This is a genomic window from Zemynaea arenosa (assembly GCF_004614185.1).
GTDB classification, from domain to species: Bacteria; Pseudomonadota; Gammaproteobacteria; order Burkholderiales; family Burkholderiaceae_D; genus Telluria; species Telluria arenosa.
The window spans coordinates 25,364-39,746 of sequence record NZ_SPVF01000013.1 but is presented as its reverse complement, the minus strand read 5'-3'; the positions used below and the strand labels follow the sequence as shown (position 1 = coordinate 39,746).

General features: G+C 63.9%; 9 protein-coding genes and 1 tRNA gene. 2 read left to right on the top strand and 8 right to left on the bottom strand.

Features of this window, described 5'->3' with window-relative positions; translation table 11 throughout:
• Positions 1-10: 10 nt before the first annotated feature.
• The 6 genes from E4L96_RS01120 to E4L96_RS01095 form a co-directional block, all read right to left on the bottom strand.
• Positions 11-1,426, bottom strand: coding sequence for a YaiO family outer membrane beta-barrel protein (locus E4L96_RS01120; RefSeq protein WP_167758560.1), 1,416 nt, complete (start codon positions 1,424-1,426; stop codon positions 11-13).
• A 178-nt stretch (positions 1,427-1,604) separates the two neighbouring features.
• The gene (gene lon, locus E4L96_RS01115) at positions 1,605-4,028 is read right to left on the bottom strand and encodes an endopeptidase La (protein ID WP_135205401.1); all 2,424 of its coding nucleotides are present in this window, start codon (positions 4,026-4,028) and stop codon (positions 1,605-1,607) included.
• A gap of 278 nt (positions 4,029-4,306) precedes the next feature.
• On the bottom strand, positions 4,307-5,575 hold the full coding sequence (gene clpX / locus E4L96_RS01110; RefSeq protein WP_135205400.1) for an ATP-dependent Clp protease ATP-binding subunit ClpX: 1,269 nt from the start codon (positions 5,573-5,575) through the stop codon (positions 4,307-4,309).
• A 151-nt stretch (positions 5,576-5,726) separates the two neighbouring features.
• A complete protein-coding gene (gene clpP / locus E4L96_RS01105; protein ID WP_135205399.1) occupies positions 5,727-6,344 on the bottom strand; it encodes an ATP-dependent Clp endopeptidase proteolytic subunit ClpP in 618 nt (205 codons plus the stop codon).
• 43 nt (positions 6,345-6,387) lie between these two features.
• Entirely contained in the window at positions 6,388-7,725 is a 1,338-nt protein-coding gene (tig, locus tag E4L96_RS01100) for a trigger factor (RefSeq protein ID WP_135205398.1), read from the bottom strand.
• A 29-nt stretch (positions 7,726-7,754) separates the two neighbouring features.
• A tRNA-Leu gene (locus E4L96_RS01095) sits at positions 7,755-7,841 on the bottom strand.
• A 147-nt stretch (positions 7,842-7,988) separates the two neighbouring features.
• Here E4L96_RS01095 and E4L96_RS01090 point away from each other — a divergent pair.
• Complete coding sequence (locus tag E4L96_RS01090) at positions 7,989-9,128, top strand: branched-chain amino acid ABC transporter substrate-binding protein (protein ID WP_135205397.1); 1,140 nt, start codon at positions 7,989-7,991, stop codon at positions 9,126-9,128.
• Positions 9,129-9,178: 50 nt separating this feature from the next.
• On the opposite strand, the gene E4L96_RS01085 is transcribed toward E4L96_RS01090, so the two are convergent.
• Together E4L96_RS01085 and E4L96_RS01080 are read right to left on the bottom strand one after the other, a co-directional pair.
• Complete coding sequence (locus tag E4L96_RS01085) at positions 9,179-12,274, bottom strand: efflux RND transporter permease subunit (protein ID WP_135205396.1); 3,096 nt, start codon at positions 12,272-12,274, stop codon at positions 9,179-9,181.
• Positions 12,271-13,410 (bottom strand): efflux RND transporter periplasmic adaptor subunit, encoded by a 1,140-nt coding sequence (locus E4L96_RS01080; protein ID WP_229414169.1) that lies wholly within the window; start codon positions 13,408-13,410, stop codon positions 12,271-12,273. Before E4L96_RS01080 ends, E4L96_RS01085 begins: the two co-directional genes overlap by 4 nt.
• A 151-nt stretch (positions 13,411-13,561) precedes the next feature.
• Between E4L96_RS01080 and hpnC the strand changes: the two genes are divergently transcribed.
• Positions 13,562-14,371 (top strand): squalene synthase HpnC, encoded by an 810-nt coding sequence (gene hpnC, locus E4L96_RS01075; protein WP_135205394.1) that lies wholly within the window; start codon positions 13,562-13,564, stop codon positions 14,369-14,371.
• The last annotated feature ends 12 nt before the right edge of the window (positions 14,372-14,383 follow it).

Here is a 14,383-nt window from a genome sequence, read left to right as displayed (position 1 = left end):
ACGGTGGGCCTTACCAGCGGCGCGTGAGGGCGGCGGAGAGGCTGCGTTCGTGGCCTTCGCCCGTGGCGCGGCTGTAGGAGAGGCCAGCCTTCACGCCCCAGTCCCGGGTGAGGTAGCGGACGATGGCGGCGCTGGCACCGCCGGAGTGTGTCTGGCCACCGACCAGCGAGAGCGCGTCGTCACTGCGGCCGCTGTTCACGGCCAGTTCAAAGTAGTTGTCGGCATCGCCCTGGTCGTAATAACGCGCCAGCAGCCGGTTGCCGGAGCCGGTACTCGTGGCGGTGTGGATCTGGGTATGCCGCAGCAGCAGGTAGAAATTGCCGATGTAGCGGGCGATGCTCACGCCATGAATCTTGACGGTGGACGCGAAGTTGAGCTGGTCCTCGCTCAGGGATGCCTCCCATCCATTGCCGAAGCCTTGCCAGACCTCGGCGCGCCAGGACGTGTGCGGGAACAGGTCCGCGGTGGGTCCGCGCTGGTAGCGGATGTTGGCGTAGGACCGCGGCCAGAGCTGGGTGTAGGCGTCCAGCGCCCACGCGTGGTCGGCGCGCCCGAAGCGGTGGGCGCGTAGCGCTTCGAAGGCCAGCGAACCGCCATCCCAATAGTGGCGGACGCTCGCGGTCTGGTCGTTCCACTTTTCGTCGAAGCGGTCGGTGTCGGTGACGGAGGCGCCCAGGGTAGCAGCCCAGCGGTAGCCATCGCTCGCCAGCGCTTCCTGCGCGCCACTGCGGATGGCGCTCAGCGAGCCCGGTGCGGGGCTCGGCGCCACCGGCACCGGCTGCACGTCAGCGCGCACCGGCGCGGCGGATGGGGCGGCAGTGGAAGATGTCGCGGCATTGCTGGCTGTGAGCCCGCCAGCCGCGGGTACGCCGGGCGCCGATCCCTGCCCGCTCCCAACAGCCGTCGTCGTAGCCGCGCCCTGCCCGCCCGCTGCGGGCGAGCCGGTGGTGGTGCTCTGCGTCGCGGCGAGTTCGGATTCGATGGCGTCGAGGCGTGCCTTGTCGGCGCCGAGGGTGCGGGCCTTGTCGAGGTCCGCGCGGGCACGCGCCGGGAGGCCCACCTGCATTTGCGCGCGGGCGCGGGTCAGGTAGACGTCGGGGCCATTCGGGCGCAGCTCGGCCAGGCGGTCGTACGCGGCAATGGCCATCGTCGGGCGGCCACTCCAGCGGTACATGTCGGCCAGCGCGGACCAGGCATCCGCATAGTTGGGGGCCGCTTCGGTCGCACCCAGGAGGTCCGCCTCCGCCAGCGCCCAGGCTTCCAGCCGCGCATAGGCCAGGCCGCGGCCGAGCCGCGCGTCCGCATTGCGCGGGCTGGCCGCCAGCAGCTGCGAATAGATGTCAATGGCGCCGGGGATATCTCCAGCCCGCGCCAGTTCGCGCGCACGCTGGTACTGCTGATCGTAGGTGGCCGCGGGTGCGGACATGGCAGGCGGCGTAGGCGGTTCGGCTTGCGCGGACAGCAAAAAAAACATGGGCAGATGACGTAATGACGGCGACGGCCAAGTATAGGCGAATCGCGCCGCCCGCTGCGCGCGAAAAAAAACGGACGCCCGCAGGCGTCCGTCTCATCGCAGGCAGCGCAGGGCTGCCGCAGTATCAGGCTTAGTGCTTGATGACGTCCGACGTCCCGTCGACCGCCGGCGTGGCCGCCGGCACCGGGGCCACCGGCTGGGCCGCCGGAGCAGCTTCCACGATGGCGGTCGGCTGGCGTTCCAGCGCGATCTCCAGCACCTTGTCGATCCAGCGCACCGGCACGATCTCGAGCTTGTTCTTGACGTTGTCCGGCACCTCGGCGAGGTCCTTCACGTTCTGCTCGGGGATCAGGACCGTCTTGATGCCGCCCCGCTGGGCCGCCAGCAGCTTCTCCTTGAGGCCACCGATCGGCAGGACTTCACCGCGCAGCGTGATCTCGCCGGTCATGGCCACATCCGCACGGACCGGAATGCCCGTGAAGACCGAGACCATGGCCGTGGTCAGCGCGATACCGGCGGACGGACCGTCCTTCGGCGTGGCGCCTTCCGGCATGTGCACGTGGATGTCCTGCTTCTCGAACACCTCGTTCTTGATGCCCAGGCGGTTGGCCCGCGAGCGCACCACCGAACGGGCGGCTTCGATCGACTCCTTCATCACCTCGCCCAGCATACCGGTGCGGACCACCTGGCCCTTGCCCGGCATGGTCACCGCTTCGATGGTCAGCAGATCGCCGCCCACCTCGGTCCATGCGAGACCGGACACCTGGCCGACCTGGTTCTCCTTCTCGGCCACGCCAAAGTCGTAGCGGCGCACGCCCAGGAACTTGTCCAGGTTTTTCGGCGTCACGTTGACCTTCTTGTCGCTGGCCTTCAGCAGCAGCATCTTCACGACCTTGCGGCAGATCTTCGACACTTCGCGTTCCAGCGAACGCACGCCGGCTTCGCGGGTGTAGTAGCGGATGATGTCGCGGATCGCGGCTTCGGAGACGGCGATTTCGTCGTCCTTCAGGCCATTCGCCTTCATCTGCTTCGGCAGCAGGTAGCGCTGCGCGATGCTGGTCTTCTCGTCTTCCGTGTAGCCCGACAGGCGGATCACTTCCATCCGGTCCAGCAGCGCCGGCGGGATGTTGAAGGAGTTCGAGGTCGCCACGAACATCACGTCCGACAGGTCGAAGTCCACTTCGATGTAGTGGTCCGAGAAGGTGTGGTTCTGCTCGGGATCCAGCACCTCCAGCAGGGCCGACGACGGATCGCCGCGGAAGTCCGCACCCATCTTGTCGATTTCGTCCAGCAGGAACAGCGGATTGCGCACGCCCACCTTGGCCAGCGACTGCAGCACCTTGCCCGGCATCGAGCCGATGTAGGTACGGCGGTGGCCGCGGATCTCGGCTTCGTCGCGCACGCCGCCGAGCGCCATGCGCACGAACTTGCGGTTGGTGGCGCGGGCGATCGACTGGCCCAGCGAGGTCTTGCCCACGCCCGGAGGACCGACGAAGCACAGGATCGGCGCCTTCAGCTTGTCGACGCGCTGCTGCACCGCGAGATACTCGAGGATGCGTTCCTTGATCTTTTCCAGGCCGTAGTGGTCGGCGTCCAGGACTTTCTCGGCGTTGACCAGGTCGTTGTTGACCTTGGACTTCTTCTTCCACGGCAGGCCGACCAGGGTGTCGATGTAGTTGCGCACCACGGTGGCTTCGGCCGACATCGGCGACATCAGCTTGAGCTTCTTGATCTCGGCCTGGGCCTTTTCCAGCGCTTCCTTGGGCATGCGGGCGGCGGCGATCTTCTTCTCGAGTTCGTCGATATCGGCGCCCTCTTCGCCCTCGCCCAGTTCCTTCTGGATGGCCTTGACCTGTTCGTTCAGGTAGTACTCGCGCTGCGACTTCTCCATCTGGCGCTTGACGCGGCCACGGATGCGCTTCTCCACCTGCAGGATGTCCAGTTCGCCTTCCAGCTGGCCGAGCAGGTGCTCCAGGCGCTTGGACACGTTGAAGATCTCCAGGATCACCTGCTTCTGCTCGAGCTTGAGCGGCAGGTGCGCGGCGACCGTGTCGGCCAGGCGGCCGGCGTCGTCGATGCCGGCCAGCGAGGCCAGGATCTCGGGCGGGATCTTCTTGTTCAGTTTGACGTACTGGTCGAACTGCTGGACGATCGCGCGGCGCATAGCCTCGACTTCGGACTCGTCGCCCAGTTCCGACTGCACGGGGGTCAGATCAGCGACGAAGTGCGAGGCGGTGTCGCTGATGTGGTTGATGCGGGCACGCTGGGCGCCTTCCACGAGCACCTTCACGGTCCCGTCCGGCAGCTTCAGCATTTGCAGGATATTGGCCACGCAGCCGATCTCGTAGATATCGGAGGCGGACGGTTCGTCCTTGGCGGCGGCCTTTTGCGCGGCAAGCATGATGCTCTTGCCTTGCTCCATGGCGGCTTCCAGGGCTTTGATGGACTTGGGTCGGCCAACGAACAGCGGGATCACCATGTGCGGGAACACAACTACATCCCGCAGAGGCAACAGAGGCAAAGTCGTTTGCTCGGTTAATTTGGAAGTTGTCATGGCGTACCTTATAGAAAGCGTGATTCAGATGTTGGCGCTGACAGTCAGAACTCAAGACCGGGGAATGTAAAAAATTTCCACGAGTAATTGATCAACATCGACGAACCAAAGGTGATCTAAAAGAAAACTTCTGTCGGCCTAATGAAAAAAGCCACCCACGGTAGAAACCGCGTGTGGCTTTGCGATTGAAGCCGTTGAATTCTTCTTCTATTGGTTTAGATTGTACCGTCAAGAAACGCGCGCACAAGAGGTTTCGTTGTGTGCGCGCGGCATTATTTTCAGTTTTCGCCCGATGCTTTGGGTGAATCGCTGTAAATGAGCAAAGGTTTGGCGCCATTCGTGATCGTATTTTCATCCACCACGACTTTTTGCACGTTCTGCTGGTTGGGCAATTCAAACATCACGTCCAGCAAAGCGTGCTCGAGAATAGAACGCAGGCCGCGGGCGCCGGTTTTGCGCGCCAGTGCCTTTTTCGCAATCGCATGCAAAGCGGCCGGGCGGATTTCCAGCTCGGTGCCTTCCATATCGAACAACTTGGCATATTGCTTGATCAGCGCGTTCTTCGGCTCGACCAGGATCTGGATCAGCGCCTCTTCGGTCAGCTCGGACAGCGTGGCGACCACCGGCAGGCGGCCGACCAGCTCGGGAATCAGGCCGAACTTGATCAGGTCTTCCGGCTCGGCGTCGTGCAGGATCTCGCTGTTGCTGCGCTCGGTCGGGCTCTTGACCGAGGCCGAGAAGCCGATGCCGGACTTTTCGGAGCGGTTCTGGATGATCTTGGCCAGGCCGTCGAAGGCGCCGCCGCAGATGAACATGATGTTGGTCGTGTCGATCTGGACGAAGTCCTGGTTCGGATGCTTGCGCCCGCCCTGCGGCGGCACCGAGGCCATGGTGCCCTCGATCAGCTTGAGCAGGGCCTGCTGCACGCCTTCGCCGGACACGTCGCGCGTGATCGACGGATTGTCCGATTTACGCGAAATCTTGTCGATCTCGTCGATGTAGACGATGCCGCGCTGGGCCTTTTCGACTTCGTAGTTGCAGCTCTGGAGCAGCTTCTGGATGATGTTCTCGACGTCCTCGCCCACATAGCCGGCTTCCGTCAGCGTGGTCGCGTCGGCGATCACGAACGGCACGTTCAGCATGCGCGCCAGGGTTTGCGCCAGCAGGGTCTTGCCGGAGCCCGTCGGGCCGACCAGCAGGATATTGGACTTGGCCAGTTCGACGTCGTCCTTCTTGCCCAGGTGCTTCAGGCGCTTGTAGTGGTTGTACACCGCCACCGACAGGATGCGCTTGGCCGTCTGCTGGCCGATCACATACTGGTCCAGCAGGTTGCAGATCTCGTGCGGGGTCGGCAGGTCCGATTTGGCGCCCGTGACCGACTCCACGTTCGAGGTTTCGTCGCGGATGATGTCATTGCACAGGTCGATACACTCGTCGCAGATAAAAACCGAGGGTCCGGCGATGAGTTTCTTCACCTCGTGCTGGCTTTTACCGCAGAACGAGCAGTACAGGAGCTTTTCGCCGCTGGAGGATTTTTTGTCAGGCATAGAACGATGACTTCGTTTGGTTGCAAGAATGGTACTGCCTTACGGAGACGCAACGGCGCCCGGATGATTCCCATCCTACCCGAAATAAAAACGAAACGCCCGAACGTTGTCGCGTCCGGGCGTCGCTTTTAACGGACTGTTTGATCCGGCATCAAGCGCGGTTTTTCAGGACCTTGTCGATCAGGCCATATTCCACGGATTCGTCCGCGGACATGAAGCGGTCGCGGTCGGTATCCTTGTGAATTTGCTCCATCGACTGGCCCGTACGTTCCGCCAGGATCCGGTTCAGACGCTCGCGCAGATACAGGATTTCCTTGGCCTGGATTTCGATGTCCGAAGCCTGGCCCTGCGAGCCGCCCGACGGCTGGTGAATCATGATGCGCGACTCCGGCAGCGAGAACCGCTTGCCCTTGGCGCCCGCGGCCAGCAGGAACGCGCCCATGGACGCGGCCAGGCCGGTACACAGGGTGGACACGTCCGGCTTGATGAAGTTCATCGTGTCGAAAATCGCCAGGCCGGCCGAGACCGAACCGCCCGGCGAGTTGATGTAGAGGGAGATGTCCTTGTCAGGATTCTCGCTCTCCAGGAACAGCAGCTGGGCGACGATCAGGTTGGCCATCTGGTCGTTGACCGGGCCGACGCAGAAGATCACGCGCTCCTTCAGCAGGCGCGAGTAGATGTCATACGCGCGCTCGCCGCGGCCGCTCTGCTCGATCACCATCGGCACCAGGCCGAGGGCCTGGGTGTCCAATGCGGGGTTATGGTTCATGCGCTTGTCTCTTTCCTTGTTGAGGTCAGACGCCCAGTGTACTTTACTGCGCGGTCTGGCCCATCAGTTCGTCGAACGGGACCTCTTTCGTGGTCACCTTGGCCTTGCCGAGCACATAGTTAACGACGTTTTCTTCCAAAACAAGGGCTTCGACTTCGGCCAGGCGACGACGGTCAGCGTAATAATACTTCAGCACCTCTTTCGGGTCTTCGTACGATTGCGCGAAGTCCTCGATCTGGGCTTTCACCTGCTCGGAGGTCGCCTGCAGCTTGTGCTCGTTGACCAGTTCGGACAGGATCAGGCCCAGGCGCACGCGGCGCTCAGCCTTCTGGGCGAACAGCTCGGCCGGGAACGGGGCGTTCTTGACGTCCATGCCACGCTGCATCATGTCCTGGCGGGTCATTTCGGCCAGGCGCTCGGAATCCTGGGCGATCAGGGCCTGCGGCACGTCCATTTCGGTGGCCTTGACCAGGGCGTCCATCACGGCGTCCTTGTTGCGGGCCTTGATGCGGCCGCGCACTTCGCGCTCCAGGTTGACCTTGATGTCAGCGCGCATCTTGGCGATGTCGCCGTCTTCCATGCCCAGCGACTTGGCGAACTCGGCGTCGACTTCCGGCAGGTGAGCCCACTCCAGCTTCTTCAGGGTGATGGTGAACTCGGCGGTTTTACCGGCCACGTCCTTGCCGTGGTAGTCCTCGGGGAATGGCAGCGGGAAGGTCTTGGACTCACCCACTTTCAGGCCGACGGTGGCGGCTTCGAATTCCGGCAGCATGCGGCCTTCGCCGAGCACGAACGGGTAGTTCTCGGCCTTGCCGCCGGCGAACTCGACGCCGTCGATGGTGCCGACGAAGTCCACGGTCACGCGGTCGCCATTGGCGGCAACCGCTTCGCCGCCGTCGCCGTGCTCACCAGCCTCGCCCTTGGTGTGGAAATGGACGCGCTGCTTGCGCAGGATGTCGATGGTCTTGTCGATCTCGGCGTCGGTCACGTCGGTCTTGACGGTCTCGATCTCCACGCCGTCCAGGTCGCCGACCTTGACGTCCGGGTACACCTCGAAGGTCGCGTCAAAGGCCAGCTGGCCTTCCGGGGCGTCCTGCTTCGGCTCGATCTTCGGGAAGCCGGCCACGCGCAGCTGGTTTTCGTTCGCTGCTTCGTTGAAGGCGCGGCCGACGCGGTCGTTCAGGACGTCGTTCTCGATCTGGTAGCCGTACTGGGCGGCGACCATCTTCATTGGCACCTTGCCCGGGCGGAAGCCAGGGGCACGGGCGGTCTTGGCCTGAGCTTTCAGGCGCTTTTCAACTTCCGTACGGACGTCCGCGACCGGAAAAGAGATCGTCATGCGACGTTCGAGTTTACCCAGGGATTCGACAGCAGTTGCCATTGTTAAGTTCGTCCAAAAAGTTATCGTATTGGTGCGAGGAGGGGGACTCGAACCCCCACACCATTGCTGGCGTCAGGACCTAAACCTGGTGCGTCTACCAATTTCGCCATCCTCGCGGGAAAACGCAATATTTTAGCGGAAAACTTGTTGGGTTTGGACTTTTTTGAAACTCCCCTGCCCTCTGGGCGCGCCAGGCGCGAGCGGGGAAATGTGAACTGGCATAGAATCGACGGTTTGACATGAGCTTTCGAGCAGGAGCAGGAATGAAGAAGCTGGTAGTGGCGGCCGTGGCAGCGGCCGGAGCAGCAGGCGCGGCGCAGGTGGCGCAGGCCCAGGACGTCGTGAAGATCGCCCACGCGGGCGCGACCTCGGGCGCAAGTGCTTTCTACGGCAAGGACAACGAAAACGGCGCCCGCATGGCGATCGAGGCACTGAACGCCAAGGGCGTGACCATCGGCGGCAAGAAGGTGACCTTCCAGCTGCTGGCGGAAGACGATGCGGGCGATCCGAAGCAGGCCACCGCGGTGGCGCAGAAGTTCGTCGATGCGAAGGTCAGCGGCGTGGTCGGGCACCAGATGTCGGGCACCAGCATCCCGGCCTCCAAGATCTACCACGATGCGGGCATCCCGCAGATTTCGCCCTCCGCCACCAGCGCCAAGTACACGGCGCAGGGCTTCAGGACGGCCTTCCGCATCGTGACCAACGACGAGCAGATTGGCCGGACGCTGGGCAAGTACACGGTGCAATCGATGGCGGGCAAGAAGGTCGCGGTGATCGACGACCGCACCGCCTACGGCCAAGGCATCGCGGCGGAATACGTGAAAGGTGTCCAGCAGGCCGGCGGCACGGTGGTGGCCAAGGAGTTCACCAACGACAAGGCGACCGACTTCGCGGCCATCCTCACCCGCATCCGCGCACAGAAGCCGGACGTGGTGTTCTTTGGCGGGATGGCCGGCGTGGCCGGGCCGATGCTGCGCCAGATGAAGCAGCTGGGCGTGAACGCGAAGTTCGTGGGCGGCGACGGCATCTGCTCGGATGAACTGAGCAAGCTGGCGCAGGGTGCGATGGCCGATGGCCAGGTGGTGTGTGCGGAAGCCGGCGGGGTGGAAGCCTCGGGCAAGGCGGGCCTGGACAAGTTCAAGGCGGCCTACCAGAAGCGCTATGGGCACGAAATGCAGATCTATTCGCCCTACGCCTTCGACGCGGTGATGACCATGGTGACGGCGATGCAGAAGGCCGGGTCGACCGCTCCGGCCAAGTATCTGCCGGAGCTGGCGAAGATCTCCTACAAGGGCATCACCGGCACCATCGCCTTTGATCCGAAAGGCGACATCAAGGACGGTACGCTGACCCTCTACACCTTCAAGGGCGGCCACCGCCAATTGCTGGCGGTGACCCGCTAAGCAGGATCTGTGGCAGCCGCCGCGCCCGCGCGCCGGCTGCCGCTCTCAATTCAAGCCCGCAGTCCAGCGGGCTTCTTCACCCGGAACCAGGCCGCGTACAGCGCGGGCAGGAACAGCAGCGTCAGCGCGGTCGCTACAATCAGGCCACCCATGATGGCGACCGCCATCGGGCCCCAGAACACGGAGCGCGACAAGGGAATCATCGCCAGCGCGGCAGCCGCCGCGGTCAGCACGATCGGCCGCACGCGGCGCACCGCGGCCTCCACAATCGCGTTCCACGGCTCGGCCCCGGCCTTGATGTCCTGCTCGATCTGGTCCACCAGGATCACCGAATTCCGGATGATCATGCCGAATAGCGCGATCACGCCCAGGTTGGCCACGAAGCCGAACGGCCGGTGCAGGATCAGCAGCGCCATCGCGGCCCCCGCCACCCCCAGGGGCCCGGTCAGGAACACCATCACCGCGCGCTGGAAACTGTGCAGCTGGAGCATCAGCAGCGTGAAAACCAGGAAGATCACCAGCGGCACGTTGGCGCTGATCGAGTCCGAGGCCGCCGCGCTGTCCGCCGCGGCACCTGCGAGTTCGATCCGGTAGCCCGGCGGCAGCGAGGCACGCAGACTGGCGAGCTTTTCGCCGATCTGGTCCGACACGGTCGGGCCCTGGATGCCTTCGACCACGTCCGACTGCACGGTGATCGACCATTCGCGGCCCATGCGCCACACCACGCCCGGCTCCCACACGAACTGCACGCGCGCCACCTGCGAGATGGTGACCGCCTTGCCGGATGCTGTCGGCACATTGGTGTCGCTCAGCGCAGAAATGGTCGCGCGCTCGTCCAGCGGCTGGCGTACCACGATGTCGATCAGCTTGTTGTTCTCCCTGAACTGGCCGACCGGCGTACCGGTGAGAACCGTGTTCGCAGCCCGCATCACCGTCTGCGAGGTCACGCCCATGGCGCGCAGCTTGTCCTGGTCCAGGTCCAGTCGCAGCACCTTGACCGACTCGTTCCAGTCATCGTTCACACCCACCGCGTTCGGGTTGGCACGCATGATGTCCTTGACCTTGTCCGCCAGCTGGCGCACCTGGGCGATCTCCGGCCCGCGGACGCGGAACTGCACCGGGTACGGCACTGGCGGGCCGTTGGGCAGCAGCTTTACGCGGCCACGCACCTCGGGGAAGTCGGTCTTGAAAGCGGTCTCGATCTTCTTCTTCAGGACTTCACGCGTCGCCAGGTCCTTGGGCAGCACTACGACCTGCGTGACGTTCGTCTGCGGGAAGATCTGGTCCAGCGGCAGATAGAAGCGCGGCGAACCGGTGCCCACGTAGGACGTGTAGTTGTCCACGCCCGGCTGCTTGGCAATGAAGGCTTCGAACTTCTTGGCCTGCGCCTCAGTGGCCTGGAAGGACGACCCTTCCGGCAGCCACATCTCCACCATCAGCTCCAGGCGCGATGAATCGGGGAAGAACTGGCTCTCGATGAAGCGGAAGCCGAAGATCCCGAGCGCGAACACGCCGAGCGAAATCGCGATGGTGGTCTTGCGCCAGTCCACGCACCAGTTGACGATGGAACGGAATTTTTCGTAGCCGGGTGTATTGAAGACTTCGTGATGGTCTTCGCCGTCCGCGTGCGGCTTCACGCGCAGCAGCAGGAAGCCGATGTAGGGCGTGAACACCACCGCCACCACCCACGACACCAGCAGCGCGATCGCGTTCACCGAGAACATCGAGAAGGTGTATTCGCCCGCCGCCGACTTGGCCAGCCCGATCGGCAGGAAGCCCGCGGCTGTGATCAGGGTCCCGGTCAGCATCGGCATGGCGGTCGAGGTGTAGGCGAAAGTCGCCGCCTCGAAGCGCGACATGCCTTCCTCCATTTTTCGCACCATCATTTCGACTGCGATGATGGCGTCGTCCACCAGCAGGCCAAGCGCGATGATCAGCGCACCGAGCGAGATCTTGTGCAGGTCGATGTCGAAGATCCGCATGAACAGGAAGGTGATCGCCAGCACCAGCGGGATGGTCAGCGCCACCACCAGGCCCGGGCGCACGTCGATGCGCAGCTTGGGCTTGGTGTGGAAGCCCAGCGCGATGAAGCTCACGGCCAGCACGATGATCACCGCTTCCATCAGCGTGTGCATGAACTCACCGACCGACTCGCGCACCACCTTGGGCTGGTTGGACACGCGGTTCAGCTCCAGGCCCACGGGCAGCTTGGCCTTGATCTCGGCGACCTTGGCTTCCAGGTTCTTGCCCATGACGATGATGTTCCCGCCCTTCTCCATCGAGACACCGAGGCCGATCACGTCCTTGCCGTTGAAGCGCATCTTGTCGCTGGGCGGATCCTGGTAGGCGCGGCGGATGGTGGCGAAGTCGCCGAGGCGGAAGGTGGTGGAGCCCGCGCGCAGCTCCAGGTCTTCCAGGTCCTTCACGGTCTTCAGCGCACCGGTCACACGGACCTGCATATTGTCCGAGCTGGTGACGATCACGCCGGACGACTCGATGTTGTTCTGCGTGGAGATCTGGTTGACGATCTGCTCGAAGGGTACGCCCAGCTGCGCGAACTTCTTGTGCGAGAACTCGATGAAGATCTTCTCGTCCTGCACGCCGAACTGTTCGACCTTCGCCACCAGCGGCACCTGCAGGAACTGCTGGCGCACGAAGTCCGCGTAGTCCTTCATCTCGGCATACGTAAAGCCGTCGCCGGACAGGGCGAAAATGGACCCGTAGGTATCCCCGAATTCGTCGTTGAAGAACGGGCCTACCACGCCCTGCGGCAGGGTGCCCGCGATATCGCCGATCTTCTTGCGCACCTGGTACCAGGAGGCCGCGGTTTCCTTGGGCGGCGTGGACTCGCGCAGCTCCAGCGTGATGAGGGTCTCGCCCGGCTTGGAGTAGCTGCGGATCTTGTCGATGTACGGCGTCTCCTGGAGTTTGCGTTCCAGCTTGTCCGTGACCTGCTCGGCCATTTGGACGGCGGTGGCGCCCGGCCAGTAGGCCTGCACCACCATCGCACGGAAGGTGAAGGGCGGGTCTTCGTCCTGCCCGAGGTTCTGGTAGCTAAGGATCCCGCCGATCAGCAGCGCGGCGATCAGGTAGCGCGTGAGCGGGATGTGGTCGAGCGCCCAGCGCGAGAGATTGAAGCCCTTCATCGAGCGCCCTCGCCTGCGGCTGCGGTCACGGAGGCCGGTGCCGCCGTCGGTGCCGGCACGTCCACGCCGAGGATCTTGACCTTCTGGCCCGGCTTGAGCTGGTTGACGCCCGCGGTCACCACGGTCTGGCCGGGCTTGACGCCGGAGGTCAGCAGGATCTCGTTGCCGACCGTGCCGCCCACCTGTACCGGTACCAGCGCCACCACGCCCTTGTCCACCACCCAGACCGCGCTGCGGTTATGGTCCTGGAACAGCGCGGTGAGGGGCACGCGGATCTGCGGCGTCTCGGTGCGCGAGGTGAACTGCACGTTGGCGGTCATGCCCAGCTTCACATCCGCCGGGGCATCGGGCACCGAGACCTTCACGGTGTAGGTCCGCGTTTGCGGATCGGCGATCGGAGAAATCTCGCGGATCTTCCCGTGCAGCGCCTCGTTCGGGTTGGCCCACAGGCGCACAGTCACGTCCTCGAGCTTGCGCAGCTGGTCCACCTTGTCCTCGGGGATGCCGATGACGATTTCCTTCTCGCCCGCGGCGGCCACCTGCACCACCGGCGTACCGGCGGCGACCACCTGGCCGACTTCCGCATTCACGGAGGTGACGACGCCGTTGATGTCCGACGCGAGCGTGGCGTAGCGGGCCTGGTTGGCCGAGCCGCGCAGCGCGGCCTGGGCCTGGTCCACCTGCGCCTGCGCGGACTTGAAGGCCGAGACCTTCGCATCCAGCACCGCGCGGCTGATGAAGGCCTTTTCGTGCAGCTCCATGTAGCGCTTGAGCTCCGCCTTGGCCAGGTCGCGGTTCGTCTCCGCAGCCCGCAGCGCGGCCAGCGACTGTGCCTCGCCGAGCTTGAGATCCTGCGGATCCAGCTGCATCAGCACTTGGCCCTTCCTGACCACGGTGCCGACATCGACCTTGCGCGAGGTGATCTTGCCGCCCACCTGGAAGCCGAGGCGCGATTCCACGCGCGGACGCACCTCGCCCGCGAATTCCGCGTTGACGTCCACATTGTCGGCGGCGATCTTCAGCGCGCGCACCGGCCGTACATCCTCGGCCTTGGGCGCTTCGTTATGACAGCCGGCCAGCGCAAGGGCGGCGGCCAGGGCCAAGCTCGTTAAACGCAGGTTTTTCGGGGCGAACACGTCGGTTTCCTTTACTATGACGGGCTAAATCGTAGCTTTGCGACAACAAATGCTACGCGCTTTTGGAATACTTTGGGTATCTGACTTTCCGGTTAGTAATTATAAACACGGAAACCCCGTTTGCAAATGACTTCAGCGTCATTTATTTTTCATGCCAGTTGAGCATTACGAAAATTTCCCGGTTGCGTCCTTCCTGCTGCCCCGGCGGCTGGTGCCGGCCGTCGAAGCGATTTATGCATTCGCCCGATCTGCCGACGATATCGCCGACGAAGGCGACGCCAGCCCCCCGGAACGGCTCGCCGAGCTGGAGCGCTACGGCGTTCTGCTCGACCAGACCGGACGGCATGAGCCGACCGGGCATCCCATCTTTGACCGCCTGGCGGGCGTATTGACTCAGTATGCGCTGCCGTTGCAGCCTTTTCATGATCTGCTGTCCGCCTTCCGGCAGGATGTGGTGACTACCCGTTACACGGACTTTGCCACCCTGCTCGATTACTGCGCCCACTCCGCCAACCCGGTCGGCCATTTGATGCTCCTACTGTACGGCGCGGCGGATCTGCGCAACCTGCACGACTCGGACGCCATCTGTTCGGCGCTCCAGCTGATCAACTTCTGGCAGGACGTGGCGATCGATTGGGACAAGGGCCGCGTCTACATTCCGCAGGACGACCTGGCGCGCTTCGGCGTGACGGAAGCGCAGATCGCGCGCGGCGAAGTGGATGACGCATGGCGCGCGCTGATGCGCTTCGAACTCCAGCGTGCGCGGGAGATGATGCTGACCGCGGCACCGCTGGCCAAGCGCCTGCCCGGCCGCATCGGCTGGGAACTGCGGCTCGTCGTGCAGGGTGGGCTGCGCATCCTGGAGCGCATCGAACGCGCGGACTACGACGTATTCCGCCACCGCCCTGCCCTCGGCACGCGCGACTGGCTGGCCATGGCGGGGCGCGCACTTCGCATGTGAGGGGCGCCATCG

Excerpts from the sequence above, each read along its gene's own strand:
- clpP (WP_135205399.1), bottom strand. The coding sequence starts at position 6,344 with ATGAACCATAACCCCGCATTGGACACCCAGGCCCTCGGCCTGGTGCCG.
- lon (WP_135205401.1), bottom strand. The coding sequence starts at position 4,028 with ATGACAACTTCCAAATTAACCGAGCAAACGACTTTGCCTCTGTTGCCT.
- hpnC (WP_135205394.1), top strand. The coding sequence starts at position 13,562 with ATGCCAGTTGAGCATTACGAAAATTTCCCGGTTGCGTCCTTCCTGCTG.
- clpX (WP_135205400.1), bottom strand. The coding sequence starts at position 5,575 with ATGCCTGACAAAAAATCCTCCAGCGGCGAAAAGCTCCTGTACTGCTCG.
- E4L96_RS01085 (WP_135205396.1), bottom strand. The coding sequence starts at position 12,274 with ATGAAGGGCTTCAATCTCTCGCGCTGGGCGCTCGACCACATCCCGCTC.
- E4L96_RS01120 (WP_167758560.1), bottom strand. The coding sequence starts at position 1,426 with ATGTCCGCACCCGCGGCCACCTACGATCAGCAGTACCAGCGTGCGCGC.
- E4L96_RS01090 (WP_135205397.1), top strand. The coding sequence starts at position 7,989 with ATGAAGAAGCTGGTAGTGGCGGCCGTGGCAGCGGCCGGAGCAGCAGGC.
- tig (WP_135205398.1), bottom strand. The coding sequence starts at position 7,725 with ATGGCAACTGCTGTCGAATCCCTGGGTAAACTCGAACGTCGCATGACG.